The 26,151-nt window shown below is 39.8% G+C and carries 27 protein-coding genes; 24 read left to right on the top strand and 3 right to left on the bottom strand.

From position 1 onward, the window contains the following. The first annotated feature begins 3 nt into the window (after positions 1-3). The 6 genes from trpB to H9631_RS06290 all read left to right on the top strand — a co-directional run bounded on the left by trpB (position 4) and on the right by H9631_RS06290 (position 4,617). Entirely contained in the window at positions 4-1,209 is a 1,206-nt protein-coding gene (gene trpB, locus H9631_RS06315) for a tryptophan synthase subunit beta (RefSeq protein ID WP_191811036.1), read from the top strand. After that, the gene (gene trpA, locus H9631_RS06310) at positions 1,202-1,996 is read left to right on the top strand and encodes a tryptophan synthase subunit alpha (RefSeq protein ID WP_191811034.1); all 795 of its coding nucleotides are present in this window, start codon (positions 1,202-1,204) and stop codon (positions 1,994-1,996) included. Before trpB ends, trpA begins: the two co-directional genes overlap by 8 nt. Before the next feature lie 226 nt (positions 1,997-2,222). Further along, on the top strand, positions 2,223-2,495 hold the full coding sequence (locus H9631_RS06305) for a hypothetical protein (RefSeq protein WP_191811032.1): 273 nt from the start codon (positions 2,223-2,225) through the stop codon (positions 2,493-2,495). Positions 2,496-2,678: 183 nt separating this feature from the next. After that, complete coding sequence (locus H9631_RS06300) at positions 2,679-3,515, top strand: metallophosphoesterase (protein ID WP_191811030.1); 837 nt, start codon at positions 2,679-2,681, stop codon at positions 3,513-3,515. A gap of 62 nt (positions 3,516-3,577) precedes the next feature. Continuing rightward, the gene (locus tag H9631_RS06295; protein WP_191811028.1) at positions 3,578-3,940 is read left to right on the top strand and encodes a DUF2512 family protein; all 363 of its coding nucleotides are present in this window, start codon (positions 3,578-3,580) and stop codon (positions 3,938-3,940) included. Between the two features lie 329 nt (positions 3,941-4,269). After that, a complete protein-coding gene (locus H9631_RS06290; RefSeq protein ID WP_191811026.1) occupies positions 4,270-4,617 on the top strand; it encodes a hypothetical protein in 348 nt (115 codons plus the stop codon). Between the two features lie 391 nt (positions 4,618-5,008). Here the strand turns inward: H9631_RS06290 and H9631_RS06285 are convergent, their stop codons facing one another. Continuing rightward, a complete protein-coding gene (locus H9631_RS06285) occupies positions 5,009-5,467 on the bottom strand; it encodes a low molecular weight protein-tyrosine-phosphatase (protein ID WP_191811024.1) in 459 nt (152 codons plus the stop codon). 166 nt (positions 5,468-5,633) lie between these two features. Between H9631_RS06285 and tagU the strand changes: the two genes are divergently transcribed. Beyond that, entirely contained in the window at positions 5,634-6,560 is a 927-nt protein-coding gene (tagU, locus tag H9631_RS06280) for a polyisoprenyl-teichoic acid--peptidoglycan teichoic acid transferase TagU (protein ID WP_191811022.1), read from the top strand. A gap of 66 nt (positions 6,561-6,626) precedes the next feature. Continuing rightward, entirely contained in the window at positions 6,627-7,034 is a 408-nt protein-coding gene (locus H9631_RS06275) for a VanZ family protein (RefSeq protein ID WP_191811020.1), read from the top strand. Here the strand turns inward: H9631_RS06275 and H9631_RS06270 are convergent. Then, positions 7,005-8,189 (bottom strand): M14 family metallopeptidase, encoded by a 1,185-nt coding sequence (locus H9631_RS06270; protein WP_191811018.1) that lies wholly within the window; start codon positions 8,187-8,189, stop codon positions 7,005-7,007. The genes H9631_RS06275 and H9631_RS06270 overlap by 30 nt on opposite strands. 257 nt (positions 8,190-8,446) lie before the next feature. Between H9631_RS06270 and H9631_RS06265 the strand changes: the two genes are divergently transcribed. Then, positions 8,447-9,316 carry an ROK family protein gene (locus H9631_RS06265; RefSeq protein WP_191811016.1) on the top strand — a complete coding sequence of 290 codons (870 nt, stop codon included), beginning with the start codon at positions 8,447-8,449 and terminating at the stop codon, positions 9,314-9,316. Positions 9,317-9,382: 66 nt separating this feature from the next. Here H9631_RS06265 and H9631_RS06260 read toward each other — a convergent pair whose 3' ends face one another. Next, the gene (locus H9631_RS06260) at positions 9,383-10,018 is read right to left on the bottom strand and encodes a YigZ family protein (RefSeq protein ID WP_191811014.1); all 636 of its coding nucleotides are present in this window, start codon (positions 10,016-10,018) and stop codon (positions 9,383-9,385) included. Positions 10,019-10,172: 154 nt separating this feature from the next. Between H9631_RS06260 and H9631_RS06255 the strand changes: the two genes are divergently transcribed. The 15 genes from H9631_RS06255 (at position 10,173) to H9631_RS06185 (ending at position 25,527) form a co-directional block, all read left to right on the top strand. After that, positions 10,173-11,333, top strand: a complete 1,161-nt coding sequence (locus H9631_RS06255; protein WP_191811012.1) for a sensor histidine kinase — start codon at positions 10,173-10,175, stop codon at positions 11,331-11,333. 217 nt (positions 11,334-11,550) lie between these two features. Further along, on the top strand, positions 11,551-12,231 hold the full coding sequence (locus H9631_RS06250) for a response regulator (protein WP_191811011.1): 681 nt from the start codon (positions 11,551-11,553) through the stop codon (positions 12,229-12,231). Between the two features lie 191 nt (positions 12,232-12,422). Then, positions 12,423-13,835, top strand: a complete 1,413-nt coding sequence (locus tag H9631_RS06245; protein ID WP_225220896.1) for a DEAD/DEAH box helicase — start codon at positions 12,423-12,425, stop codon at positions 13,833-13,835. After that, on the top strand, positions 13,828-14,535 hold the full coding sequence (locus H9631_RS06240; RefSeq protein ID WP_191811009.1) for a ComF family protein: 708 nt from the start codon (positions 13,828-13,830) through the stop codon (positions 14,533-14,535). The genes H9631_RS06245 and H9631_RS06240 overlap by 8 nt, the downstream gene beginning before the upstream one ends. A gap of 84 nt (positions 14,536-14,619) precedes the next feature. Beyond that, positions 14,620-14,886: a flagellar biosynthesis anti-sigma factor FlgM gene (gene flgM, locus H9631_RS06235; RefSeq protein ID WP_191811008.1), complete on the top strand. Its 267-nt coding sequence runs from the start codon at positions 14,620-14,622 to the stop codon at positions 14,884-14,886. A gap of 19 nt (positions 14,887-14,905) precedes the next feature. Next, a complete protein-coding gene (locus H9631_RS06230; protein WP_191811006.1) occupies positions 14,906-15,394 on the top strand; it encodes a flagellar protein FlgN in 489 nt (162 codons plus the stop codon). Positions 15,395-15,433: 39 nt separating this feature from the next. After that, complete coding sequence (gene flgK / locus H9631_RS06225) at positions 15,434-16,861, top strand: flagellar hook-associated protein FlgK (protein WP_191811004.1); 1,428 nt, start codon at positions 15,434-15,436, stop codon at positions 16,859-16,861. A gap of 12 nt (positions 16,862-16,873) precedes the next feature. After that, a complete protein-coding gene (gene flgL, locus H9631_RS06220) occupies positions 16,874-17,746 on the top strand; it encodes a flagellar hook-associated protein FlgL (RefSeq protein ID WP_191811002.1) in 873 nt (290 codons plus the stop codon). Between the two features lie 51 nt (positions 17,747-17,797). Beyond that, entirely contained in the window at positions 17,798-18,364 is a 567-nt protein-coding gene (locus tag H9631_RS06215) for a DUF6470 family protein (protein WP_191811000.1), read from the top strand. 19 nt (positions 18,365-18,383) lie between these two features. After that, positions 18,384-18,818 carry a flagellar assembly protein FliW gene (gene fliW / locus H9631_RS06210; protein ID WP_191810998.1) on the top strand — a complete coding sequence of 145 codons (435 nt, stop codon included), beginning with the start codon at positions 18,384-18,386 and terminating at the stop codon, positions 18,816-18,818. 4 nt (positions 18,819-18,822) lie between these two features. Further along, the gene (gene csrA, locus H9631_RS06205) at positions 18,823-19,050 is read left to right on the top strand and encodes a carbon storage regulator CsrA (protein ID WP_191810996.1); all 228 of its coding nucleotides are present in this window, start codon (positions 18,823-18,825) and stop codon (positions 19,048-19,050) included. A gap of 140 nt (positions 19,051-19,190) precedes the next feature. Continuing rightward, positions 19,191-20,048: a flagellin Hag gene (gene hag, locus H9631_RS06200; RefSeq protein WP_191810995.1), complete on the top strand. Its 858-nt coding sequence runs from the start codon at positions 19,191-19,193 to the stop codon at positions 20,046-20,048. A gap of 69 nt (positions 20,049-20,117) precedes the next feature. Beyond that, a complete protein-coding gene (locus H9631_RS06195) occupies positions 20,118-21,941 on the top strand; it encodes a glycosyltransferase (protein ID WP_191810993.1) in 1,824 nt (607 codons plus the stop codon). Between the two features lie 81 nt (positions 21,942-22,022). Continuing rightward, on the top strand, positions 22,023-23,132 hold the full coding sequence (locus H9631_RS06190; RefSeq protein ID WP_191810991.1) for a CDP-glycerol glycerophosphotransferase family protein: 1,110 nt from the start codon (positions 22,023-22,025) through the stop codon (positions 23,130-23,132). A 1,102-nt stretch (positions 23,133-24,234) separates the two neighbouring features. After that, complete coding sequence (locus H9631_RS06185; protein ID WP_191810989.1) at positions 24,235-25,527, top strand: protoglobin domain-containing protein; 1,293 nt, start codon at positions 24,235-24,237, stop codon at positions 25,525-25,527. Positions 25,528-26,151 lie beyond the last annotated feature (624 nt).

Raw genomic sequence — 26,151 nt, 5'->3', positions numbered from 1 at the left:
GCTATGGCAATCAATGTGTTACCTGATGAAAAAGGCCGATATGGACAGTTTGGAGGACGATTTGTTCCAGAAACATTAATGACCGCTTTGCTGGAACTGGAAGAGGAATATAAAAAGGCCATTGGAGAGCCTAAATTCACAGAGAAGATGGATTACTATTTAAAACAGTATATTGGCAGGGAAACGCCCCTGTACTTTGCAGAAAATTTAACCAAGAAAATTGGTGGAGCGAAAATTTACTTGAAGCGCGAGGATTTGAATCACACCGGTGCCCATAAAATTAATAATACAATTGGGCAAGCGTTATTGACGCTTCGGATGGGCAAAAAGAAAGTCGTTGCTGAAACAGGCGCAGGCCAGCATGGAGTTGCGACAGCAACAGTATGCGCCCTGCTCGGATTAGAGTGCATTGTATTTATGGGGGAGGAAGACATCAGGCGCCAGCAGTTGAATGTGTTTCGGATGGAACTGCTTGGAGCTGAAGTAAGAAGTGTGTCTCAAGGCAGTGGTACATTAAAAGATGCAGTAAACGAAGCGTTGCGTTACTGGGTTGCAAATGTGGAAGATACTCACTATATTTTGGGATCAGTCGTAGGACCACATCCATTTCCGCAAATTGTTCGCGACTTTCAAAGCATAATTGGGAAAGAAACGAAAAAGCAGTTGATGGAGCAAGAAGGGAGACTCCCTGATGCCGTTGTCGCTTGTGTTGGCGGTGGAAGCAATGCAATGGGAATGTTCTATCCGTTTGTGAACGATCAGGAAGTGAAGATCTATGGGGTTGAAGCGGCTGGGCTAGGTATTGAAACGAAAAAGCATTCGGCGACGTTAACGGATGGAAAAGCAGGTGTTTTACATGGGACCTTAACATATTTGCTACAGGATGAAGCTGGACAAATTCAAAGTGCTCATTCTATTTCAGCCGGTCTGGATTATCCGGGGGTGGGTCCGGAGCATGCCTATTTAAAAGATACTGGGCGAGTGACTTATACTTCTGCTACCGACAATGAAGCACTGGAAGCATTCCAGCTTTTATCGAAAACGGAAGGGATCATTCCAGCTTTAGAAAGCTCGCATGCCATTGCTTATGCTATTAAATTGGCTAAAGAGATGAACGAAGAAGAAGCATTGGTTATTTGTTTGTCCGGAAGAGGAGACAAGGATGTTGAAACGATCAGAGCAGAATTGGGAGGCGGACTGAATGGGTAAAGAACGCATTAATAAAGCGATTCAGGGCGTTTTGGAACAGGGTGACAAAGCTTTTGTTCCTTATATTATGGCAGGGGATGGAGGACTTGAAAAATTAGCAGACCAGATTTCATTTTTAGAAAAAAGTGGAGCGACAGTCATTGAGCTAGGAATTCCGTTTTCAGATCCCGTTGCAGACGGCCCAACGATACAAGAAGCGGGAATCAGGGCATTGGATAAAGGAACAACATTGAGGGCCGTCCTGGAAACCTTGAAGGAATCTAAAGAGTCGCGCTCGATTCCAATCGTTTTGATGACTTACTTCAATCTGATTTTCGCCTATGAAATTGGGAGATTTGCAGAAGAGTGTGAGGCAGCGGGTGTGGACGGTGTTATCATTCCTGATCTTCCACTAGAAGAAGAGGATTTGGTGGTTCCTGCACTTTCCAAGCAAAGAATTGCCTTGATTCGTCTTGCTGCTCCGACAAGTCCAAGAAGTAGATTGGAAGAAATTGCTAGGAGAACGGAAGGATTCCTTTATGCGGTAACTGTAAAAGGAACTACTGGGGCGAGAACTGAATATGAAACGGGAGTCGCGGAATATTTGGAAGAACTGAAATCATTATCTTCTGTTCCGGTATTGGCCGGGTTTGGCGTTTCATCACCTAAGCAGGTGATGAATCTTGGACAGCATTGTGATGGAGTTATTGTTGGGAGCAAGATCGTCCAGGCCCTTTCAAAGGGAAAAGAGGAGGAAATCCTAGAACTAATCAATGCTTCAAAACAAGTTTTCAATAATCCTGTTTAACTTCATTCAACTCTCTCACTACTGTAAGTGATGAGATGAGAGCATATAGTATTCCACTTAATAAAGTTAAAGCCTCCGGCGGAGGCCACAGATTTTTAGAAGAATTTTATCGAACGGAGTTTGTTAAAATCTGGGCGCAAATAAGCTAAGACGGATTTGATAAACATGATTGATCTTCTCTTTGACGGGTAAACAGAGGAAAAGGGAAGAAAGGAGGAAATCTCTCATGGGCAAATCCGGTAAAATAACTTATGTATTATTAGGACTTGGTGTGGCAGGAGGAGCTCTCATATCCGTGAAACAAAACCGTGAGAAAATACGAGAATTAGTTGAAAAAGTGAAGAAAAAGACTAGGATTCTTCGAGAAAATCAAGAGGAATCAGAATGGTTGAAAAAAGCCGGGCGTCCTGATCCTTATGACTTTGAAGATGTAAAAATGGTGGAGGAAGGTGCTCAGTACAGCGTCAATTATTACAATAAAAAAGTTCAACAATCTTGATGGGAATTTGTCAGCCAATCTTGTAGACAACATGATTGGCTGGCTATTTTTTTGTAATAATGCCTAAAGATGTCCGCATAAAATTCATGTATAACCCAATTTTGTCTATAAAAAATGATACAATATGCTGTAAAAAGAAAGGAATGGAATAGATGAAATTAGTAACTCAAAAAATTGCCAAAGATGAAACATAAATTATTCAAGCTCATTATTATTATTGCACTCGTCTGGGTGTTTCTATATGTAAATAATCATTGGCTTCAGGTGTCTTCCCATGAAATTGCGTCTGACCGGATTCCAAAAGCCTTTGATGGTCTGGTTATTGTTCAACTGTCTGATTTGCAAGATGCAGAATTTGGTCAAAATCAAATAAAGCTGGCGGAAAAAGTAAAAAAGTTAGATCCGGATTTTATTTTTCTAACGGGAGATATTATTGACAGTAACCGGTACGATCTTGAAAAAAGTCTTCAACTTGTCAGGAAATTAGTTAGAATCGCAAAGGTGTATTATGTGATCGGTAATCATGAAGTTGCGGTTAATCAAGTAGAAGAAATCACAAGCGCACTTCGGGCCTTAGGGGTCGTTGTGTTGAAAAATGAAGCAAAAATCCTTGAGCGTGACGGGGAGAAATTAGTCATCGCAGGGCTCGATGATCCCTTGATGGAGTCGATTGAGGGCTCAGAAAAAACGATTGCTAAGTATATGGACAGCACATTGGCTAGTATACCGGATCAATATTATCGGCTTCTTCTTTCTCATCGACCTGAAGTATTCGATGTCTATACCAATAGGCAGGTTGATTTGATTTTTACTGGACATGCCCATGGAGGTCAAGTGCGGATTCCTGGTATTGGCGGACTTATTGCACCAGGGCAGGGCTGGTTTCCGAAATATACGGCGGGAGTGCATACAAAGGGTATAACGACAATGGTAGTGAGCCGGGGACTCGGCAATAGTGTGGTCCCGTACCGAATGTTTAACCGTCCCGAAATAGTCGTAGTGACACTGAAGAAAGAATGAGGGAAGAAAGGAATAAAAAAGCTAAGGTCAAGGCATCCTTTTCAATAAAGGAGGCCTTTTCTATGTTGAATTTCATAATGAAACTGATTATCTGCCCCATTATAGTTACTATTTCAGGAAGTCTGCTGACGAATGTGAATTTCTCCGGTACCTACCAGCCGATTGTCATCGGGGTTACATTGGCCGTCGCAGGGCATTTGTTTGAATGGGCATTGTTGTCAGAAAGTACTTTTTGGCTTAGCACAATTACGGACTTTGTTGGCTCTACACTAATCATTTATATTTTAAGTTACTTCTTTTTTACTGCTCAGGTAACACTTGTGGGAGCTGTCGTTACTGCTTTATTCCTCACGTTAGTGGAGTTTTTCATTCATATGTGGCTCATCCGAACCGGACGCGCAAGAAAGGAAATGACACTAGGATGAAAAAAGGCGGGGGTGCTTCGAAAGAGGCCTAAACCCGCCTTTTAAAAGTTTTTAAAAAGGAACCTACTATTAGGTAGGTAAAAGGAATAATTTTTCTGAGTGAAGACTGTTCAACTAGCATTCGCTGATAGTAAGGTGAAGGGATTCAACATTGAATTTTTGCTTCTAATCATTTTAGTAAGAATGGTTCAAACTATGCATCTACCTTAGCTCAATTTGTTATTTTCAAAAGCGGAAAAGAAATGTAATAGTCTTTTGTTTTATTAGAAAGAAAGTAGATAACCTTGGCAGTATGCTATAATTGTTCGCAAGAAGGAGGTGAAAAAGAATTGGAAGCAATATTAAAGGAAATTTTAACTAAGCTGGGCGACCTTGACAATGGATTTCAAGAGATACGCGTAGAGCTTCAGGAAGTGAAGTCGGACCAGAAGTCGATGTATGCTGAGCTTCAGGAAGTGAAAACAGAACTGCGCAGTAATGGAGAAAAAATTGATAATCTTACGAATGAAATACGAAGTCATTTTAAACAAGTTGAGGATAGACTTGATGAACATCAATCTATTTTCACTGTTATTTCAGATGAAATGAAAACGATAAAGGCTGATATAAGCTACTTAGGTGGGAAAGTAGGCATTCATGATATGAAGCTTAATGCTTTATTCAAAATGAATTCATAGTAGCATACTCCAATAGTTAAACTTTTCGCATTATTCCTCATGCAAAAGCCACACAATCAAAACATCCTAGACAAGGCCCCGGATATCTGGGGTCTTTTTCCTTCTGTAACAATGGCACATCACTCTTTTTTAGAAGAAGACTCTGTTTCTATCTCCCCAATCTTTTCCTTAACGCATTTGTCGGAAGCTAAAGGTGGAGGACGTTTTTCCTTGATTAGATGGACGAGTGATGCCGAATAACTGGTGAGATGAAAATAATCATCAGTTGGCACTTGACGATTGTTAAATTTTTAGAGCAAGAAAGCGAGTCTTAAATCTGCATGAAAAAATTCACCTTTGGAATATCTCGCAAAACGATCAAATCCAAAGGTGAACTGAAAATTCTTCCATGTTACATGTTTACTTTAATTCTTTCCAAAAGTACTTGGCAGCCTTCACTAATCAGATCATAAGTTTCCTGAAAATCACCGGTGTAATAAGGGTCAGGGACATCCTTTTTTGCATCCGTCAAATCAAGGAGGCGAATGATTTTAGGATCATTCGATTGACCTGTTATCTTGGAAATATTTCGGATGTTCGATTCGTCCATCCCCACTATGTAATCATATTCATCGAAATCTTTTGAGGAAAGTTGCCTAGCTATCAGTCCTTTGGTGTTGACATCGTATTCTTCCAATTTTTTTAAAGTGCCTTTATGTGGAGGTTCTCCAATATGCCATGAGCCTGTTCCTGCTGAATCCACTGAAATATTTTTGCTCAAATCTTCTTTTTCTATCAGATCCCTCATGATGGCTTCAGCCATGGGTGAGCGGCAAATATTACCCAAGCAGACAAATAATACTTTAACCATGTGTACGTCTCCCTATTGCTTCTAATGTACATGCTATAGTAGCATATAGAAGTGACAAAGTGAATCAACCTGCTTTAAAGTGTTATTGATTTGTGGGAATTGTCATTTATAATAAGAGTGGCAAAATATAAGACTGATAAATACCAAAACTAGAAGGGGAAAATTCATGTCAAGACATAAACCAAAAAAGAAATCAAAAGCTTTAAAAATCGTGCTGATTGTTATCTTGCTGTTGGTCATTGCTGTAGTTGGATTTGGTTTCTCAATCTATCATAACATTAATAAAACTGCCAAAAATATGCATAATCCGCTTGATCGTACTCCGGAAGTAGCTAGGGAGGCAAATTTATCACTTAATAAAAAAGAGCCTTTTTCTGTGCTGATGTTAGGGGTAGATGAACGCCCTGGCGACCGTGGCCGTTCTGATTCCATCATTGTGATGACGGTTAACCCTAAGACAGAATCGATAGATATGCTCAGTATTCCAAGGGATACGAGAGTTGAAATAGTGGGTAAAGGCGTGGATGACAAAATTAACCATGCGTATGCGTTTGGCGGCGTTGAAATGTCAATGAATACGGTTGAAAAGTTTCTTGATATTCCGATTGATTACTATATTAAGCTGAATATGGAAGGATTTAAGGAAATTGTGGATGCCGTCGGCGGTGTCGATGTAAATAACGATATTGATTTTTCTGTTGGTAAAAAGCAATTTTCCAAAGGACAGATTTCTCTGAATGGCACCGATGCATTGGCTTATGCCCGGATGCGTTACGATGATCCGCGGGGAGATTTTGGACGCCAGATGCGCCAACGCCAGGTTATTCAAGGGGTAATTAACAAAGGGGCGAATATTTCGGCAATCTGGAAGTATGACGATGTTCTTGAGGCATTAGGAAAAAATGTTGAAACAAATCTCTCTTTCAGTGAAATGAAAGATATTCAAAAGAATTATAAAGAGGCACGCCATAAAATTGATCAGTATCAAATTGAAGGACAGGGGTCCAAAATTGATGGTATCTGGTATTACCTTGTTTCCCAGGAGGAAAGGGCAAGGGTTCAGGGCGTGTTGAAAGATCATTTGAATATATAAATATAAAAAGGCGGGAATGCATATAAAGTGTCCCGCCTTTACTATTGTCAAAAAGAGGTATTAATCATGAAAAAGCGTCGAATCTGGCTAGTTGCAGCTATTGCATGGGCAGTGGCCATTTTTATCGCAACACATTCACCTTCTTCAACAGGCGGACATACACAATTATTAATCAAAAAGCTGCTAGGACTTTCCTTGGATGAAGCTGCCTTTATAAATTTTGTCTTCCGCAAGCTCGTACACTTGGGAGCATTCGGACTTCTGGCAGTCTTCCTTTTCAACAGCTTTGAAAAGAGAAAGTTTCTATTGGCATGGATGATTACAACCTTATATGCGGCAACGGATGAATTACATCAATCATATGTCCCGGATAGAACGGCTTCCATCTGGGATGTAGGTTTGGATTCATTGGGCGCATTGATAACTCTAGCTTTGATTAAAATGTTAAATCAGCGATCTTACAAAAAGTCCTAGCATGTGGGAGTAGATTTCTTCAAATTGGGAAAGCGGCAACGGATTTTGCCCTATGCCTAATTCAATGGTAAAGCCCGGCTTTCTGAAGTCCTGGATGAACCAGTCCTTATAGCCAGCATAACTGTCGACATAGCGGACGGCTTCATACCCGCTAAGGATGGAAAAATCCCTTGCAAGCACTTCGGATTCCGGCGGCTCCAGTCCTTCATACCCCCAATAGATTTCCTGCCCTTGCGTATGGAGAGCAAGTAGGCGGTCATAGTTTTCCGTTCTGGCCAAATCTGCCATCGTTTTCGTTTCCGGTTCAGAAAGCGGTGTGTAGCCTGGAAAGTCACGGGACCCCGGTTCTTTCGGCTTCCTTTCTTTTTCAAACTCCCAATTGGCAGGGAATTGTTTATTTAAATCTACGCCGCGAATATTCGCTTTCCAGCCTGAGAAGTCAAGGCTGCCTTTATTCAGCCGAATAAGCTCGGCTTCTCTTTCGGGAGGAGGGCCGTTCAGGACGAGATTGACACCGTCAGGATTCACCATTGGTGTGGCAAACAGTCTGCTCCCTGTATAGATCGTTAATGCTGATATACCTTGAATCATCAGGCCATTGGTGAGGGCCAGCATATAATCACTTAAAAAGCGCATGAAAATCGGTGTGGTGATCCATTCATTTGCATGGAAGGAGGCATTAATCTGTACTTTTCTTCCAGATGTTCCGATTTGGAGTATATGCAGAGGGTTTTCGAGAACACTTTTTCCAGCTTCCTTCCTTTTTATAAATGGATAAACCGAGAGTAGTTTGTTTATATCGTTGTTCATCTTCTGAAAATCGTACGGTTCATTGCCGTTGATTATTCTTGACATGACTCTGACTGGAATATTGATTTGCTGCCCGATGGTCAATTGGTTTGGATTGATATTCTGGTTTAAAATCAAAAGAGCATCAACGTTCACATTCCGTCCCTGAGCAATTTTCCAAAAGGTGTCACCAGACTTAATTGTATAGACGCCTTTTTGAAATCCGGGAATTTGAATCACCTGCCCAACTTTAAGGGCGTTTGGATTAGGAAGATTCGCGTTGGAATCGAGGATTAATACGAACGGAATACGAAATAACTGGCTGTAATACCAAAGTGAATCACCTGATCGTACTTGGATTTCCATAGCCGTCCCTCCAAATAGACTTTATCCTGTCCAGCTACGAGCAAGCTAAAGCATCATTGATGTTGTTTTTACACCTTCCGAAGCCATAGGAGGCGGCTAGCAAGGATGTAGTCAATTTCTCATGGTGGTTGACTAGCTGCCTTCTCGTAAATGTCTTATTTGTCATCGCTTTCCTATATCTAGATTTATGTATGTATCAAGGAAATATGATGATAGAATGAAAGATGAATGACTGCAAGGAAAGAAGTGAAATTTTCATGTTGGGAGCGATTGAAGCTGGAGGGACAAAGTTTGTCTGCGCTGTTGGGAATGATAATGGAGAAATGTTGGAACGCATCCAGATCCCGACTACGATTCCTGAACAGACGATCCCGATGGTAATTGAATTTTTTAAAGGCCATGAAATTAAGGCTCTTGGAATTGGATCTTTCGGTCCGCTTGATTTGAATGAAAAAAGCGATACATTTGGATACATCACATCAACGCCGAAGCATGGATGGTGCAACTTTCCGTTTGTCGAAACGATGAAGAAAGCATTGAATATACCAGTTGCATTCGATACAGACGTCAATGCGGCTGCTTGGGGTGAGTTTCTGTTTGGTGCAGGAAAAGGGAGTAACTGTCTGTACATAACCGTAGGAACAGGAATTGGCGCTGGAGCTGTTATTGGTGGCAAGTGCCTTCATGGTCTTTCACATCCGGAAATGGGGCATATATTTTTACGTCGTCACCCGCTAGACAGGTTTGAAGGGGTTTGCCCCTATCACAAGGATTGCCTAGAAGGCTTGGCTTCAGGCCCCTCAATCGAAAAACGTTGGGGCATAAAGGGAGAAAATTTGCTGAAGGATCATCAAGCTTGGGAATTGGAAGTCCATTATTTGGCTCAAGCTCTCCTGCAATATATTCTAATTCTTTCTCCCGAGAAAATCATTATGGGCGGAGGAGTGATGAAGCAATCGCATTTATTTCCAAGTATTCATAATGAGGTGCAGCGTCTATCCGAAGGATTTTTAAAATTACCTTTGTTGGAAGAGTACATTGTAACACCAGGACTTGGTGCGGATTCAGGGATATTGGGTGCCTTGATGTTGGCGAAAGACATTGACTTTGGAAATGTGCCCAACTAATTAGAAAAAAATTTTCCCTAATAAAAAAGATAGGAGTCTTTACTCCTATCTTTACAACAGGTAAGGTTATTTGACGTCTTTTTCCATATATAATTGCTCTCCTTCTGACATGTTTCCCTGCCCGTTTGTCAGTTCTGTCATCCACTCCTGAAACTCCTTTATTTTGTCCTCTTGAACATAAACCTCGATCTCAACAAGTTCTGAATAATGGATGTCTTTCAGTTGATAATCGGATGAACGGATTTCATTTTCAAGTTTTCCGAGCCATGTGTAATCAGCTTTCACATGCATGACAGTCATGAGAGTCCGTTCGACCGTACCAACAGCATCAATTCCTTCAGAAACTGCTCTGCCGTAGGCCCGGATGAGCCCTCCGGCTCCTAACTTAATGCCCCCGAAGTATCTTGTCACGACAACTGTTGTGTCTTTCAGCTTTCTTTTCTTTAGCACTTCCAACATAGGAACTCCAGCCGTTCCGCTAGGTTCACCGTCATCATTTGCTTTTTGAATCTGGTCGTTTTCACCGATTAGGTAAGCAGAACAATTGTGGGTGGCATTCCAATGTTCTTTTTTGATTTCCTGTATAAAAGTTTGCGCCTCTTTCTCCGTTTCGGTCCTTTTTATATGTGCAATGAATCTTGACTTTTGAATGTTGATTTCATGGGTCCCTGCTGCTTTTACCGTCAAATATTGTGGAAGCACGACTCTACTCCTTTCAAATGCTCTATTATTTTCCCAACTAAAATAGTATGTTTTAATAAAATTATACATGATATAATACTTTAGTAGAATGGTAGGTATGTCTTAACGCCTATTTCCAGTATACCCGATCCGAAAGGGGGCCCCCTCGAGGAAAATGGCACTTAAGAAAGTGAATATAAAAGCACTGGATAATATTGTGGAACAGATGATCAATACTGTGGATCGAAGCAAGCACGAGATTTTCCAGATTGGCGAACAATGCCGCCATGACCATGACAATATAGTAAAAGAATTGGAAAAAATCAAGGCTGAAGTCAATAAAGTCATCGATGAGGGTGATCAATTGGATGTGCAAGCCAGGATTTCCAGACAGCGTCTGTCTACCATAAGTCTGCATTTTAAAGACTACAGCGAAGAACAGGTGCGAACCGCATATGAACAAGCACATGATCTCCAATCAAAATTAATGATGACACGCCAACTGGAAAAACAGCTTAGAGAACGAAGAGATGATCTGGAGAGACGCCTGCTTATTCTGCAGCAAACGATTGAGCGCGCGGAAACGCTTGTCTCGCAAATTTCAATTGTGTCCAATTATTTAGTCAGTGATATCAAGGAAATGGGCGAGGCCCTTGAAGATGCGAAACTGAAGCAGGACTTTGGCTTGCGGATCATCGAAGCACAGGAAGAGGAAAGGAAGCGTTTGTCCCGGGAAATCCATGATGGACCAGCACAATTACTTGCAAGCGTTCTGATCCGTTCCGACTTGGCGGAAAAGATGCATAAAGAAGAAGGACCGGAGCGATCCCTTGAAGAGATTCGCAGCCTGAAGGAAATGATTCGAACTACCTTGTATGAAGTTAGACGTATCATTTATGATTTGCGGCCGATGGCACTTGATGATCTCGGATTGATTCCGACCTTAACAAAATATTTGGCCACAGTCGAAGAGTACCATAAAACGACGAACATCGAATTTGTATACTTTGGGAAGGATACAAGGCTTCCCCAAAAATATGAAGTGGCTCTTTTTCGGCTCATCCAAGAAGCTGTACATAATGCGTTGAAACATGCTCAGCCAAGAACTATCCAGGTAAAGGTAGAAATACTGTCTGAGCAAGTATATGTTATTGTGAAAGATGATGGAAGCGGTTTTGATGTTAACGTGCAGAAAAGCGGAAGCTACGGCATGATGGGAATGAGGGAACGCGTCGAAATATTGGACGGCCTGCTTTCCATCCATTCCAAGCAGGGAGCAGGAACGGTTATTTCAATCAAGATACCTGTCGCTTTACCTAGTCTGAGCAGTATTTAACTTCATTCAGCAGAAGTCTCCCACTTCTGGTAAGTGGTGAGATGACAGCATATCGGTATTCCAATCAGTGGGGGTTCAAACCCTGGCTGAATAAAGTTAAAGCCTCCAGCGAAGGCCTGAGATTTTCAGAGGGGATTTATCGAGCGGAGCTCAAGAAAATCCGGGCGTAAATACGCCAAGGCGCATTTTAATAAAAACAATTAAGGGGGAATAACGAATGCAAACAAAAATAGCCATTATTGATGATCACGAATTGTTTCGCGAAGGTGTAAAGAGAATCTTGGAATTCGAAAAGACATTCTCTGTCGTGGCAGAGGGCGCAGACGGCTGTGATGCAGTTGGGATTGTTGAGGAGTATTCCCCGGATGTAGTCTTGCTTGATATCAATATGAAGAATACAAATGGAATAGAGGCAACAAGGCAGTTAATGGAGACGTATCCGGATTCAAAAGCGATTATTCTCTCCATCCACGATGAAGAAGCATATGTCACGCATGCTATGAAAACCGGTGCAGCGGGCTACATGTTAAAAGAAATGGATTCAGACGAGTTGATAGGTGCAATCAAAGTTGTGGCTGAAGGAGGTTCATACATCCACCCGAAAGTCACTCATAAACTGGTGAGAGAGTATAGACGCCTTGCGAACCAGCAAAATAAAGGGGCAGGCTATCAACAACCAGAAGTGAGAGTACCGCTTCATCTGTTGACGAGCCGTGAATGTGAAGTCCTGCAGCTTCTTGCTGATGGAAAAAGCAACCGTGCTATCGGTGAAGCTCTTTATATTAGTGAAAAAACAGTCAAAAACCATGTAAGTAACATTTTGCAAAAGATGAATGTCAACGATCGTACCCAGGCAGTGATCACTGCTATAAAGAATGGATGGGTCGAAGTGCGATAATGTTGATGGCCGGAATGCTGTGAAGCATTTCGGCCTTGTGCGGTCTGAGTTTCAGAATTAGCTATAAGTGTTCTGAGCGCGCCCTGGATAGACCTGATTCAGGGCCAACGGTGCGGTATCCTGAAAAGTCGTGCAAGATTTGAATTTATTGTACGAAAAACTTTTAACCACTATCTTTTAGAGGTGATCAATTGAAAACAACATTTCCTCTGACTCCTGTCCTTCAACGAAATTTCTCCCCAAAACTTCAACAGTTTTTACACGGAAGAATACTCCTATTAAATGAAATCCCGTTTCCCAAAGAAGAAATAGACTTACATATCAAAAATGGATGGATTGAAAAAAGACCTGGATTGAGTAGTGATAGCAGTGGGTGGCTGTGCCATCGTTGCCATAATCAGATTAGGCGTTTCTATACGACATTTCCATGTGCCTTATGCAGGCGGGATTGTGTCTATTGTAGAAGATGTCTCATGATGGGAAGAGTGTCCGAATGCACGAGCCTTTATCGCTGGATTGGTCCTCCTTTAGAATGGAATTTCGGCAGATGCCTGAAATGGGATGGCCTGCTATCCGCAGGACAGGCAGCGGCGTCTGATGCGGTAGTTGCCGCTGTCCGAGACATGAAAGAACTTTTGATTTGGGCTGTTTGCGGCGCTGGAAAGACTGAAGTACTATTTTCAGGTATTGGTGAAGCATTGAGACTTGGCCAGCGGATCTGTATTGCGACCCCACGGACAGATGTTGTGCTGGAGCTTGTCCCTCGAATAAAAAAAGTATTTCCCTCGATTCTAGTGGCAGCGCTTTATGGCGGAAGTGATGATCGCCACCAATTTTCTCCCTTAATGATTTCTACTACCCATCAACTCCTTCGTTTTGAGCATGCATTTGACACGATTATTGTCGATGAAGTCGATGCTTTTCCATACACATTTGATGAAAGCCTTCAATGGTCAGTAAAAAAAGCGGCCAAACCGAAAGCCGCTCGTATCTATTTAACTGCAACACCCAGTAAGAAATGGCAGGATGAGTGCCGGTTTGGAAAACGGGAGTTTATAAAAATTCCTGCCCGCTTTCATCGAAGACCGCTCCCTCTTCCGCGGCTTGTTTGGTGTGGAAATTGGCAGAATCGATTAGGAAAGAGCCAACTTCCTTATAATGTTTTGGATTGGGCTGAAAAGCGGCTGAAACGAGGAAAACAAGCGCTCATCTTTCTGCCCCATATTGAACTCATGAAAAAATCGCTCCCTATTTTAAAAAAACTGCATCCAGCGATTGAAGCTGTACATGCAGAAGACCCTTTAAGAAAAGTGAAAGTGGAAAGAATGAGAGCGGGTGAAACGCCGCTCCTTCTTACAACAACCATTTTGGAAAGAGGTGTTACATTTCCAAACATAGATGTGGCAGTGTTAGGTGCAGAAGAAGATATTTTTACAGAGGCCGCTCTTGTTCAAATCGCAGGCAGGGTCGGCAGAAGTTCCATGTACCCAGCAGGTGAAGTGACTTTTTTTCATTATGGACGAACAAAAGCAATGATTCAGGCATTGCTCCATATTGACGGGATGAACAAAGAGGCAAGGAAGGCAGGGCAGCTCGATGAATAATCATTGTTTGTATTGCGATACTGTCATCCAGGAGGATATGTCTTGGATAAAGCTCTTGTTTGGCTCCCCGGAGGAGCGTCTGTGCAAGACCTGTAGAGGGAATTTGGCGGTAATAGAAGAACCTATTTGCAGAAAGTGTTCGAGGTCACTTGTTGAATTAGAGAGAGAATATATACATGTCGATATGTGCCATGACTGTTTTCGCTGGGAGGAAGATCCAAAATGGGCGGGCATCCTTGCACAAAATGTTTCCATATATCAATATAATCACTTTTTAAAAGAACTGCTGGCGCGCTATAAATATCGCGGTGATTATGTCTTGGCGAAGGTATTTTCTCAAGATATCAGAAAAGCATTTTCAAAAACGTCATCCGATTTGGTTGTCCCTATTCCGTTGAGCAGGGAGCGTTTGCTGGAGCGGGGGTTCAATCAGGCAGCGGCTTTGGCAAGAGAAGCTGGGCTTGAAACATTTGATGCTCTTCATAGAATCCATGGTGAAAAACAATCAAAAAAATCCCGCGATGAAAGAATTTATCTCAAGCAAGTTTTTAAAGTGAATTTGAATGAATCCGTCAGCGGGAAAAATATTTTATTGATAGATGATATTTATACAACAGGTTCGACACTTCATCATGCAGCACATGCTTTAAAAGAAGCCGGGGCTAAAAGCGTAGCGGCATTGACATTGGCGAGAGGTTGAATATTTCGATGAAGATGAACTAAACATTTATTTGGTTAAACCGATATAATAAGTACGAAACGTTGAAAGCAAGGAGGTTATTTGATGAAAATCAATTCTTTCAACAGACCTGAAACGAATCCATATTCAAAGCAGATTAATCAGATGGAACAGAAACCCCGCACGGAGCGTATCGAGGCGGATCAAATAGAAATATCCAAGCAGGCTAAAGAACTGCAGCAATCATCCCGATATGATGCAGAACGGAAAGCCCACATCGAGCAATTAAAAAATCAAATCCAACAAGGTGAATATAAAGTCGACCCTAAAAAGGTTGCACACAGCATAGCAAAGTACTACTTCAACCAATAAGCTGAGAGGAGGCTGTTCCATGTCTGCTGAAACTTTAATTGTTAACCTAACCAAACAGTATCAACTGCATGAGAGTTTGTTAAGAAATGCGCTTAAGAAAACAGAAGTACTGAAAAAAGGGGATGTGGACAGCCTTCAGGAAATCATGCGTGAAGAGCAGAAATTGGCAGCGGCTATTACTATGATGGAAAATGAGCGGCAGACGGCTGCTCAGTCATTTTTAAAGAAAAGTGCAGATAGCCAAATCACAATTGTGGACTGTATAAAAGCTGCAGTACCAGAAGCGGCAGAAACTCTGAAGGCACTCCAGGATCAATTGGTTTCGGTCATTGCCAAATTGCAGGAACAAAATGAGCTGAACCAGCAGTTAATTTACCAAACGCTGCAATTCGTCAACATCAATCTTGATGTGCTGCAGCCTGAAAAAGAAGCGGCAGCTTACAGCAGGCCGGATGTAAAAAAACAACATGCCAAACCTGGTAAGTCTTTTTTCGATTCAAAGGCTTGATTCTATATTAAATGATTCAGGATTAACGGAGGAACAAACATGACATCTACTTTTCATGGTCTTGAAACGGCAAAGCGGGCGTTGAATACTCAACAGTCCGGACTCTATACGACGGGGAATAACGTAGCAAATGCGAATACACCGGGATATACGCGCCAGCGGATCAATATGAGGGCAACCGAGGCGTACCCACCGGCTTCGATGAACAGACCGCAAATTCCTGGCCAGATCGGGACAGGAGTTACAGCTGGAGAGGTACATCGGGTCCGTGAATTTTTTTTAGACGGCCAATTCCGGAAGGAGAGTGCCAAGCTGGGCTACTATGGAACAAGCTCTGAGGCTCTATCTAGACTGGAGGATATTCTAAACGAATCAGGAAAAGACAGCGTCGGTATTTCCAAAGTGCTCGGCGAATTTTGGCAGTCTCTTCAGGATTTAAGTGTTCATCCTGAAAATGACGGTGCCCGTGAAGTTGTGTTGCAACGTGGACATGCAGTTGCGGATACATTCAATTACATTTATCAGAGCATCCAAACCTATAGGGAAGACCTTGGACTTCAGCTTGATACTGACCAAGAAGCCATTAACTCGATTTTGAAAAATATTGATGCTTTGAATAATAGAATTGCAGAAATGGAACCGCTCGGCTTTATTCCAAATAATTTATATGACGAACGTGATCTGCTTGTAGACGAGCTTTCTAAATATATGGATATCCAGGTCATCAAAGAAGATAGCTATTCAAATGCCACAGGAGCCATGGAAGGTATTTATAAAATCATGGTTGGAGACGTTGAAATTGTGAATCGATCAGGTTATAAAGAGCTGGAAATTACCAAGGGTGGCGATCCTGATATTGTCACTGGCCTTTCATTTGATGGAAACGCCGTTCCTATAGATCAATTGCCTCAAGGTAGATTAAAGAGTTTGATTGAAAACTATGGCTATGGTAGTGAAGAACATGATTCTTATTTGAAAATCATGAATCAACTGGACGATCTGGCCAACCAATTTGCAAAGAGCATCAACGAAATTCACAAAGAAGGTAAAACAAAAGATGGAAGCGATGGTGGCGTCTTTTTTACTGAAGGTGCTGGAGCTAAGGGAATAACGATGGAACTGACACATACAGATGATTTGGCCGCTTCGAAATCAGGTGCAGTTGGTGATAGTCAACAGGCTTTGGCCTTGGCTGATTCGTTTAAAGATGTAATCACAGGTTACCAAAAAATCATCGGGAAACTTGGGGTGGAAGCACAATATGCCAATCGGCAAAAGGCAAATGCTGCAGCATTACAGGCATCTGTTGATGATAAACGTCTGTCTGTGAGCACTGTTTCGTTAGATGAAGAAATAATGAATATGATCAAATTCCAGCATGCGTATAATGCAGCTGCAAGAAACATTACAGTGGTTGATGAAATGCTCGATAAAATTATTAATGGAATGGGCATTATTGGAAGATAGGGGGGATGGAACATGCGCGTCACGCAGTCAATGATAGCGAATAATTCACTTAGACATTTGAGCAATACATATGGAAGGCTTGGGCAGTTGCAGGAACAGATGAATACGGGGAAAAAGATTACACGTCCGTCTGATGATCCCGTTGCGGCTATGAAGGGAATTGCTTATCGGAACAATGTCCTCCAAACGGAGCAATTCAAAAGGAATTTTGCAGAAGCTCATAACTGGATTGATAATTCTGATGCTGCTTTAGACCAAGCAACAAAGGCGATGCATCGCATACGGGAATTGACGGTACAGGCGTCTAACGGGACATATGAAGAAGGACAGTTAGATGCTGTAACCAAAGAGATCAATGAAATTATGCAACAATTAGAAAATATTGCGAACACGGAAGTTGGCGGGAAATATATTTTTAATGGAACAAAAACAAATGAGCGGCCAGTTGATTTGACAGCCAACCCACCGATTTTTCCTGTAAATTCGGATGATGTGAAAATTGAACTTGGTAAGGGCGTTTTTATCCCTGTAAACGTAAAGCCAGATACTATTTTTTCAGAAGAGTTTTTTGCATCTATTCAAAATTTAATTAACGATATTGAGTCTGAGGGAGATATCGACAGCCATTTATCTATTCTAGACAAACGGATTGATGAATTGCTGAAGGAACGTTCTTCACTTGGTGCAAAATCTAACCGGATTGATGCAATGGAACAGCGGGTGGACCAACAGGAGGAAATTTCCAAAAAAATGATGTCTGATAATGAAGATGTGGAATACGAACAAGTGATCACGGAATTAATCATGGAAGAGAGTCTGCTTCGTGCATCACTGAGCGTCAGTTCCCGGATCATCCAGCCGACACTGGTAGATTTTCTGAGATAAAAGCTATTCTGCGGGATAGCTTTTTTGTTGCTTAAGAGGAGTTGAAGAAGTATGAGATTGATGCCGCAAATCCAGATGGAATCCGTTAAAGGGCAAATTGGTATAAGAACAATTCCGGCAAGCCAGAGCATTGAACAACCCAAAGTAATTGTAGAGATTCAGCAGCCCCCGGCTGAAATGCAGATTGAGAAAACATCATCGAAGCTGACGATTGACCAGACGAAGGCATGGGAAGACATGAACTTAAAGTCATTGCCGAGGGTCATGGAAGAGTTTGCCCAAGAAGGGCGCTCTAAGGCAATGGAGGGAACAGCTCGCAGAGCGGAAGAAGGGGATGAGCTCATGCGAATTGAAAATGGCGGAAATCCGATGCCGGGTATTGCAAAGCGAAACTCAGAAAGGCCAGAAGCTTCGTTTAATATTGGATTTATCCCTTCACCTTTCAGTGTGAAATTGAATTATGAACCTGCTATTTTAAATATACAGTGGATGAGGCGTGAACCGATAATCCAAGTGCAACCGCAGAAGCCTATAATCGATTATCAATCAGGGAAAGTGGATATTTTCATGGAACGTGAACCTTCATTGAAAATCGACTTTATCAATCTAGAAGCATGAAAGGAGCGGGAAGAAGAATATGGAGATTGAGACGAAATATCATGGCTTACAGAAATTCAGCTCAAAAGACATCTTGAAATTTGACAGTGGTATCCCAGGTTTTCCGGATCAGAGGGAGTTTCTATTGCTGCCGTTGGATGAAAGTGTATTGACCGTCTTACAGTCCATCAGGACACCCGAAATAGGATTTGTTGTAGTAGATCCTTTTTCATTTTTTCCAGAATATGATTTTCAATTGAGCGAGTCGGTGGTGGGTCAGTTGGAATTAGAAAAAGCGGAAGATGCTGCTGTATTTACTATCTTAACTGTACAGGATCCATTCGAGAGAACCACCGCTAACTTGCAGGCTCCAATTGTCATTAACTCGAAAAACAATATGGCTAAACAGGTCATTTTGAATGAAGGAAATCACAAAACAAAACACCCATTGTTCGGGACAAAAGCAAAGGGGTGACGAGATGCTCATACTATCAAGAAAAAAGGGAGAAGCGATCCAAATTGGGCCTGATATTGAAATCTCCATTACGGCAATCCAAGGAGATCAAGTAAAGATCGGGATCAATGCTCCTAAGAACGTTGAAGTTTACCGGAAAGAAGTATGGGTGGAAATAAAAAATGAAAATAGAGCTGCATTGAACGGAATATCTGACCTTTCCAGTCTACTAGAAAACGCAAAAAAAGAGTGAATACCTATTAAACAATTCTTTCTCCTGCCGATATAACTATTGAAGGCAAGGTGCCGGGCGGCCGACCGGATATCTTGTCAACAATATATAGCAATACCGTTCACAAGGATGTGAGCGGCATATTCAAGGAGGAAAATGAAATGAGAATCAACCACAACATTGCAGCTCTTAACACGCACCGTCAACTAAATGCCGGAACAAATGCTGCAACAAAAAACATGGAGAAATTATCTTCAGGTCTTCGTATCAACCGTGCTGGAGACGATGCTGCGGGCCTAGCAATCTCTGAAAAAATGCGTGCTCAAATCAAAGGTTTGGACATGGCTGCGAAAAACGCTCAAGATGGAATCTCTTTAATCCAAACTGCTGAAGGTGCATTAAATGAAACACATGCAATCCTTCAACGTATGCGTGAATTAGCTGTTCAAGCATCAAATGATACAAACGATAGCGATACAGACCGCGCAGCAATCCAAGATGAGATTAATCAGCTTGCACGTGAAATTACTCGTATTTCTGAGACTACTGAATTCAACGGAAAAACTCTTCTTGATGGGACTTTTGCTTCTGCTTCTGGTGGTGCAGCATTAACATTCCACATTGGAGCAAATAAAGACCAAAACGTTACGTTGAATATCTCAAAACTGGATTCTGAAACACTTGGAGTAGGTACAGGAGATAGCAAAACTGGTACTGGTATCGACGTTAGCACTCAAGATGCAGCGAATACTGCTATTGAAACGCTAAATGAAGCTATCAAAACGGTTGCTACTGAACGTTCAAATCTCGGTGCTATGCAAAACCGCTTAGAACATACAATTAACAACCTTGGAACATCTTCTGAAAACTTAACGGCTGCTGAATCACGTATCCGTGATGTTGACATGGCAAAAGAAATGATGGAGTTCACTAAGAACAACATTCTTTCTCAAGCTGCTCAAGCAATGCTTGCTCAAGCTAACCAACAGCCACAAGGAGTTCTTCAATTACTTCGTTAATTTTTTAAACCTAAAGAGTAATCCGTATATAGGATTACTCTTTAGGTCATTTTGAAAGGAAAATATGCTATGAGAACCATTGTAATGCTATCTGGTATCCCTTATGAATATTTAAAGCATAGGCCACAGCACTTTGCTACATATTTCTCCCGAAAAGGTTATGAAGTACTTTATATTTGTATCACTGACTATACTAAAATTGATCCTGTTAATCTAGGGAATATCAAGGATAGGGATTCTTTTAAAGATTCCTTTTTTTCGAGAAACGCGGATGATGTTTTTGTAATTAAAAACAGCATACACTCAGAAGAAATTAACGACAGTTCTTTGACTTTATTAATAAAAAAAATCAATGAAATTTATAATGAAAAAAACCCAATATTTATCGCGGCTTTCCCTCAGTGGATAACACACCTTCAAGCTCTCTCTAAAAATTCAACGTTAATATATGACTGTTTAGATGATTGGGAGGAATTTACGAAGGATCCTGAGATGGGATATTCGGAAGAGATCATTCATTGTGAACGAAAAATCGCGAGTATAGCTGATTTAGTTATAACCTCTGCCAAAAGGCTTTATGTAAAAATGTCTTATTATAATAATAATGTTTATTACTTGCCCAATGGAGTTTGGAATGCAGAGTTTACGCAACAAGCGGTACTTCCGCAAGTTCCTGTAGATTTAAAGCCGATTAACAAACCTATCGTATTTTTCATGGGAGTCATCGCAAAGTGGGTGGATCTCGATTTGATTCAATTTATAGCAGAGTCAAGACCTGAGTATTCTTTTGTGTTTGCTGGCAATCTTAGGTGTGATTTGCCGAAACGATCGAATATTTATTTTTTAGGAAGCAAAAAATATGAAGAACTTCCACATTATTTAGCTGTTTCTAAGGTGTGTATAATACCATTTAAAGTAAATAATTTAACAGCCGCTGTTACCCCGTTGAAAATTTATGAATATTTAGCCTCATCAACACCTGTTGTCACAACGATAATGCCCGATATATTAGAGTTGCCTGGAACAAGAGCAGCAACTACCTATAATGAATTTGTTGAGTATCTAGATGAATTTATTTCTATGAATAATGAAGAATATACCGTAGAAACCAAAATGGCAAAAAAGTCAGTGGAGCTCTATAATTGGTCAGATTTACTAGAACCAATCAACAATATGATTAAAAAGGATAGCTATGAAGTTGAAAACAATGAGAATGTTATTAAAAATACTATTCTATCCTATAAAAATTATAAACATAGTTTTCTAATACAGAATGAATTACTTGGTATGTATAATTATTTAGGTTTATATAACTTGTCATGCTCACTTTATGATTTTAATGATGATACTTTAGAGATACAACAACATTTGGATTATGAAAAATTAGCTTTAGCACATTTTTACTCAGGAAGTATTGACATGAGTAAAAAATTATTAAACATGTATATAGAAAATAATGATAAAAAAGTATTGCAACCATATGTTCATTCCTTATTAAAGGAAGAGGATTTTGAAAATTTCCTTGAAATTTATTTATTAAAGGTTTCGGGTAGCATATACGAAGCTATAAGGCTAGCAGACAGTCAAATATCACCGGGAAAATATCAACCTCAACTTCTAGGATTACTTTCAGGTTTATATTTAGATATTGGAGAGTATGATTTAGCCTTCCAAGTCGCCTTAGAAATTCTTGCAGGAGAAAATGAATTAAAACTAGAAAACATATTTGATGCGTACACGTTAAAGTTTATTATTAAGACCTTTTCGGAGCAAAATCAATATGATTTAGCAGAGGAATTTACTCTGACTCTCATGCAAATCAATAAAGATTGGCAGCATTTTTTTGTTTCGCTCCTCTCAGATGTTTATATTTCGAAACATTTGGTAGAGTAAGTACTTTTAATAAGCACACTTTAATTAAATGGCTACAATTTATCATTAAAGTGAATATAATATTAGGGGGATGTGTGACACTTGGAGCAAGTTATTAACAAAATCGGTTTCTTTATCAATTCCCCATTTCATTACTATTTATATGAGAATACAATAAATAAACTTGTAGAAAAAGGATATGAATGTGACTTAATCATCAATGATTATTTAATATATGATCCCGAATGGAAAGAAATGTACGACTCTAATGTAGAATTTATTGAGAGCATTAATAGGGATGATATAGAAGCATATCCGTGTTCATTGCTGGTAATGAATAAAATTAGGTATGAATGTCTTGTTAGTCCGTATTATTTTGATCAGCTTTCATCAATAAGCGTTTATAATATAAGAATGGTTTATGGAGCCGGCTATGGTCTAGAAAAAGAATCTTTTAATTTTAGCTATTGGAATGCCTTTTACGACACAATTTTAAATTATGGTACATATGACTATGAAAGAACCAATATCTTTAATTCTGGAGTTATAGTGGGAAATCCAAAATTTGATAAGTGGTTTAATAATGAGTTTGATATAAATTCAATAAAAGATGAATTAAAAGTTGATCGTTCCAAAAAAACTATATTATATGCACCTACATATGGAGTACATTCATCAATTGATGAATGGATGGAGCAATTGATTCAAATTAATAAGGAATATAATGTAATTGTTAAACTACATCATGGTACCGCTCATTTATCTTCAGAATCCATTAGAAAAGACAAGATCTTATCTAATTTTAATATTGTTAGAGACGATAAAACAAATACATTAGAACTATTTAAGGTTTCAGATCTTGTGATCACTGACACAAGCGGACTAATTTATGATGCACTTTTAGCTAAAAAAAAGATTGTTATCTTAAATACAACTAAATCAAATCGATACAGGGATTTAAATAACGAGGCTAAACTGCTTAGGAAAGTAGTTCCTTCATGGGAAAAAGAATGTAATTTTCATGAAAATGTACAAAATATACTTAATGAAAATCCCTCAACAGGTTCTGATATTGAAAGTTTATTAGGCGATTTATTTGCTTTTAAAGATGGATTATCTAGTAAAAGAGCTGCTGACGCTATTATTCAAACTTTTGAAGATCCCAAAAGAAATCAATATAGGGAAGATTTGAAAAGAAAGCTGAAGTTGTAAACATTTTTTTATAGCATAAGATACAATATTGTTTGCTGGAAGTTTCTCGGGTTCAAGACCTCTAAAATATACATTTTCAAAAAGTTTATTCTTTATATTTATAAAATAGTGATTCAGTAAAAGAAAAAGGATAGGTTCATACTTATTGAATGCTGTTTATGGAGAAATATAAATCCCAGTGGTTCTTACGCACTTTTGGGGACGGGGAGCACTTTTTCATTTTATAGATATTATACAGTCTTTAAAAATGTGATAGTGGATTCTAATTATGGAGATAACCGAACGAGTAATACATACTACCAGCAAAGATCAGATGAGTATGAGAAAAAGGGATGGATTTCAGGCACTATGAAGTCGATTTCGCTATCAATAATAACTATTCTAAAATAGTATGTTTTAATTATTAGGTATTATTCCGCAAAAATGCGTAAGTGCCATTCTAGTATAATATTTACAGTAGAATAAACCCCTAAAGGCTGTACAAACAATAATTGTTTATAATGAATAAGTTAATTTCAAAATTAGCAAGAGGATTGGATGGACGTTTTCCAATCCTCTTCTGTTGTGGCTTTATCAATCTGGCATTCAATATAAAAAGCCAAGCCTACAAAGGCCTGACTTCATGAATATATCTATATGCAGTATCTAGGTGCTTAATCCTTAGCTACGTTTGTTCAAGACACGTTCTGTTTTGACTCGTACGAAACCCTCGTATTTGCTAACTAGGCTATTAATGAAAGTCTTCATTTAACCTACCTTCTTTCATCATCATTGTAATTTCATTATCAACTTTCTTCTTATAATAATCAAAGTCAGAATACTTAAATGAAAACGAAAACAATGATAATGAAAGCGAATGTCATCAATGTTTTTCTTCATTTATCTTACATTTACTTGTTTTTTCAAGATTTTTAAGACTGTTATCTAAGATTTCATAACTGGGCTAGAATAAAATCAAAATGTCACTCTTAATATACAGAATGTTTACAAACTTTTGTAGTAAAAACGAACCATGTCATATATAATGTTTTTTATAACAATAGAAAATTTTCTGGATAATATTGCACCATGAGAGAGGAGACTAACGAAGGAGGCAGGGACAGTGTTAAGTTTATTAGGAATGGCCAGGTCGAAAAAGGAGAGCAGTACAAATGACTTACAAGGAATGCGCACAAGATTATTTGTAAAAGAGGCTTCTTTACAGAAAAAAATGGACATGATGGAATGTACCGAAGAGGATCTAAAACGTGTAAAGGATATTCGGCCGTTGGTGGAAGAAAACATTAACCACCTGGTTGAAGATTTTTATGTCTCCATTTTGCGGGTGGATCACTTGAAAGATATTATAAAAAAGTACAGCACGGTTGAGCGACTCAAAAAAACATTGAAAATCTATATTGTTGAGCTGTTTAGTGGGGAGATTGATCAGGCGTTTTTGGAAAAACGTTTTCGGATTGCTGAAGCTCATTTTCGAATTGGACTCGAGTCGACTTGGTATATGGGGGCGTTTCAGAATGTACAGAAGTCCGTAGTTTCCCTCATTTTGGATAATATTAAAGATCGTAAAAGTTATGCCCCTATATTGGCAGCAGTTAACAAAATTTTCAGCCTGGAACAGCAAATTGTGCTTGAAGCATATGATATGAAAAGGTTGGAGTCTCAGTTCGAAGAAGGTAAGACTTTTCTAAAAAACAAAATGACAGCAGTAAGTGAGGAACTGCTGGCGTTGTCCGAGCAGACAGAAGTCTCTGTTGAAGCGTTAAGCTCAAATATACATGATGTGAGCCTGACTACTTCAGAAAGCAACGAACAGGCGATAATGGCAAATAAACATGCAAATGAAGGCCAACAGAAATTGGATGAACTGCTCCAAAAGAACAACTTTATGGAGATGCTTTCGCGGAAAATGATAGAAAATATACATCAATTAGGTGAATCTTCCAATCAAATCTTAAATGTCATCCACCTTGTTCAGGACATTGCGGAGCAGACGAACATAGTAGCTTTAAATTCCGCGATAGAGGCGGCGCGGGTCGGTGAGCATGGCAGGGGATTTGCGGTTTTGGCAGAGGAGGTCCGAAAACTCTCAGAACAAACCAAAAGATCCATTGACCAAATCCATAAACTAATTTCTACTGCTAATACATACAAGCAACAGGTCGAGGAGTCATTGCAGCAGGTGAAGGATGCTGTCCAGGCCAGTATTTCAACCTCAACAGATACCCGAGAGTCCTTTCAGTTAATTGTGCAGTCCATTCAACAGAATGGTACAACTGTATCGAAAGTTCAGGAACAAATGAATAAGTTGATTCATGTGGTGAATGAAATTGAACAGTCCACCTCAAGCGTTGCATTATCTGCAGAGCATTTGAACGAGGCGGCAATCAAAGCTTAGATAAACTGTTAGCAGGATGATTAAAAAGAAGGACAATAAATCCTTCTTTTTTTATACCGGAAAATACGGAAGACCACCTTATTGCTCATTACCCGTGCCTTTGAAAGCCCGATTATGTCCTCACCAGCCCGCTCGCTATAAGAAGATAATGAAGGAGAGCCTGCTCATTCACATTCCCTTATCTTTGTCTATGCCGCCGATAACACATATTCTCTTTAAAAGAAAGAAGCGCATTTTGAGAGTGCTTCTAGTGGAAGCGTTCATTCCATATAAAAAAGCCAAGTCCAAGAGGACTTGACTCGATGAATATCTATGTGCAGTATCTAGGTGTTTAAGCGCTAAATCCTTAGTTACGTTTGTTTAAGACTCGAGCTGTTCTGACGCATACGAAACCTTCGTACTTGTTGACTAGGCTATTAATGAAAGTCTTCATTTAACCTACCCTCTTTCATCATCATTGTAACTTCATTATCAACTTTTGACTTGTAATAAACAAAGTCAGAATACTTTAATGAAAACGAAAACAATGATAATGAAAGCGAACGTCACAGCTCTTTTTCTCCTTCTATCTCACTCTTTCTCCTTTTTTTAGGGATTGTCTTCAATATTTAACTGTTTATGGCA

The organism is Bacillus norwichensis (genome assembly GCF_014836955.1).
Taxonomy (GTDB): Bacteria; Bacillota; Bacilli; order Bacillales; family Bacillaceae_C; genus Siminovitchia; species Siminovitchia norwichensis.
Note: the sequence above shows the minus strand (reverse complement) of the source record. Positions and strands in the feature narration are given on the sequence as shown.

Excerpts from the sequence above, each read along its gene's own strand:
- trpB (WP_191811036.1), top strand. The coding sequence starts at position 4 with ATGGCAATCAATGTGTTACCTGATGAAAAAGGCCGATATGGACAGTTT.
- H9631_RS06215 (WP_191811000.1), top strand. The coding sequence starts at position 17,798 with ATGAGATTGATGCCGCAAATCCAGATGGAATCCGTTAAAGGGCAAATT.
- flgM (WP_191811008.1), top strand. The coding sequence starts at position 14,620 with ATGAAAATCAATTCTTTCAACAGACCTGAAACGAATCCATATTCAAAG.
- H9631_RS06270 (WP_191811018.1), bottom strand. The coding sequence starts at position 8,189 with ATGGAAATCCAAGTACGATCAGGTGATTCACTTTGGTATTACAGCCAG.
- tagU (WP_191811022.1), top strand. The coding sequence starts at position 5,634 with ATGTCAAGACATAAACCAAAAAAGAAATCAAAAGCTTTAAAAATCGTG.
- H9631_RS06250 (WP_191811011.1), top strand. The coding sequence starts at position 11,551 with ATGCAAACAAAAATAGCCATTATTGATGATCACGAATTGTTTCGCGAA.
- flgK (WP_191811004.1), top strand. The coding sequence starts at position 15,434 with ATGACATCTACTTTTCATGGTCTTGAAACGGCAAAGCGGGCGTTGAAT.
- H9631_RS06265 (WP_191811016.1), top strand. The coding sequence starts at position 8,447 with ATGTTGGGAGCGATTGAAGCTGGAGGGACAAAGTTTGTCTGCGCTGTT.
- H9631_RS06195 (WP_191810993.1), top strand. The coding sequence starts at position 20,118 with ATGAGAACCATTGTAATGCTATCTGGTATCCCTTATGAATATTTAAAG.
- H9631_RS06305 (WP_191811032.1), top strand. The coding sequence starts at position 2,223 with ATGGGCAAATCCGGTAAAATAACTTATGTATTATTAGGACTTGGTGTG.
- H9631_RS06295 (WP_191811028.1), top strand. The coding sequence starts at position 3,578 with ATGTTGAATTTCATAATGAAACTGATTATCTGCCCCATTATAGTTACT.
- csrA (WP_191810996.1), top strand. The coding sequence starts at position 18,823 with ATGCTCATACTATCAAGAAAAAAGGGAGAAGCGATCCAAATTGGGCCT.
- H9631_RS06275 (WP_191811020.1), top strand. The coding sequence starts at position 6,627 with ATGAAAAAGCGTCGAATCTGGCTAGTTGCAGCTATTGCATGGGCAGTG.
- H9631_RS06300 (WP_191811030.1), top strand. The coding sequence starts at position 2,679 with ATGAAACATAAATTATTCAAGCTCATTATTATTATTGCACTCGTCTGG.
- flgL (WP_191811002.1), top strand. The coding sequence starts at position 16,874 with ATGCGCGTCACGCAGTCAATGATAGCGAATAATTCACTTAGACATTTG.
- H9631_RS06240 (WP_191811009.1), top strand. The coding sequence starts at position 13,828 with ATGAATAATCATTGTTTGTATTGCGATACTGTCATCCAGGAGGATATG.
- fliW (WP_191810998.1), top strand. The coding sequence starts at position 18,384 with ATGGAGATTGAGACGAAATATCATGGCTTACAGAAATTCAGCTCAAAA.
- trpA (WP_191811034.1), top strand. The coding sequence starts at position 1,202 with ATGGGTAAAGAACGCATTAATAAAGCGATTCAGGGCGTTTTGGAACAG.
- H9631_RS06230 (WP_191811006.1), top strand. The coding sequence starts at position 14,906 with ATGTCTGCTGAAACTTTAATTGTTAACCTAACCAAACAGTATCAACTG.
- hag (WP_191810995.1), top strand. The coding sequence starts at position 19,191 with ATGAGAATCAACCACAACATTGCAGCTCTTAACACGCACCGTCAACTA.
- H9631_RS06255 (WP_191811012.1), top strand. The coding sequence starts at position 10,173 with ATGGCACTTAAGAAAGTGAATATAAAAGCACTGGATAATATTGTGGAA.
- H9631_RS06285 (WP_191811024.1), bottom strand. The coding sequence starts at position 5,467 with ATGGTTAAAGTATTATTTGTCTGCTTGGGTAATATTTGCCGCTCACCC.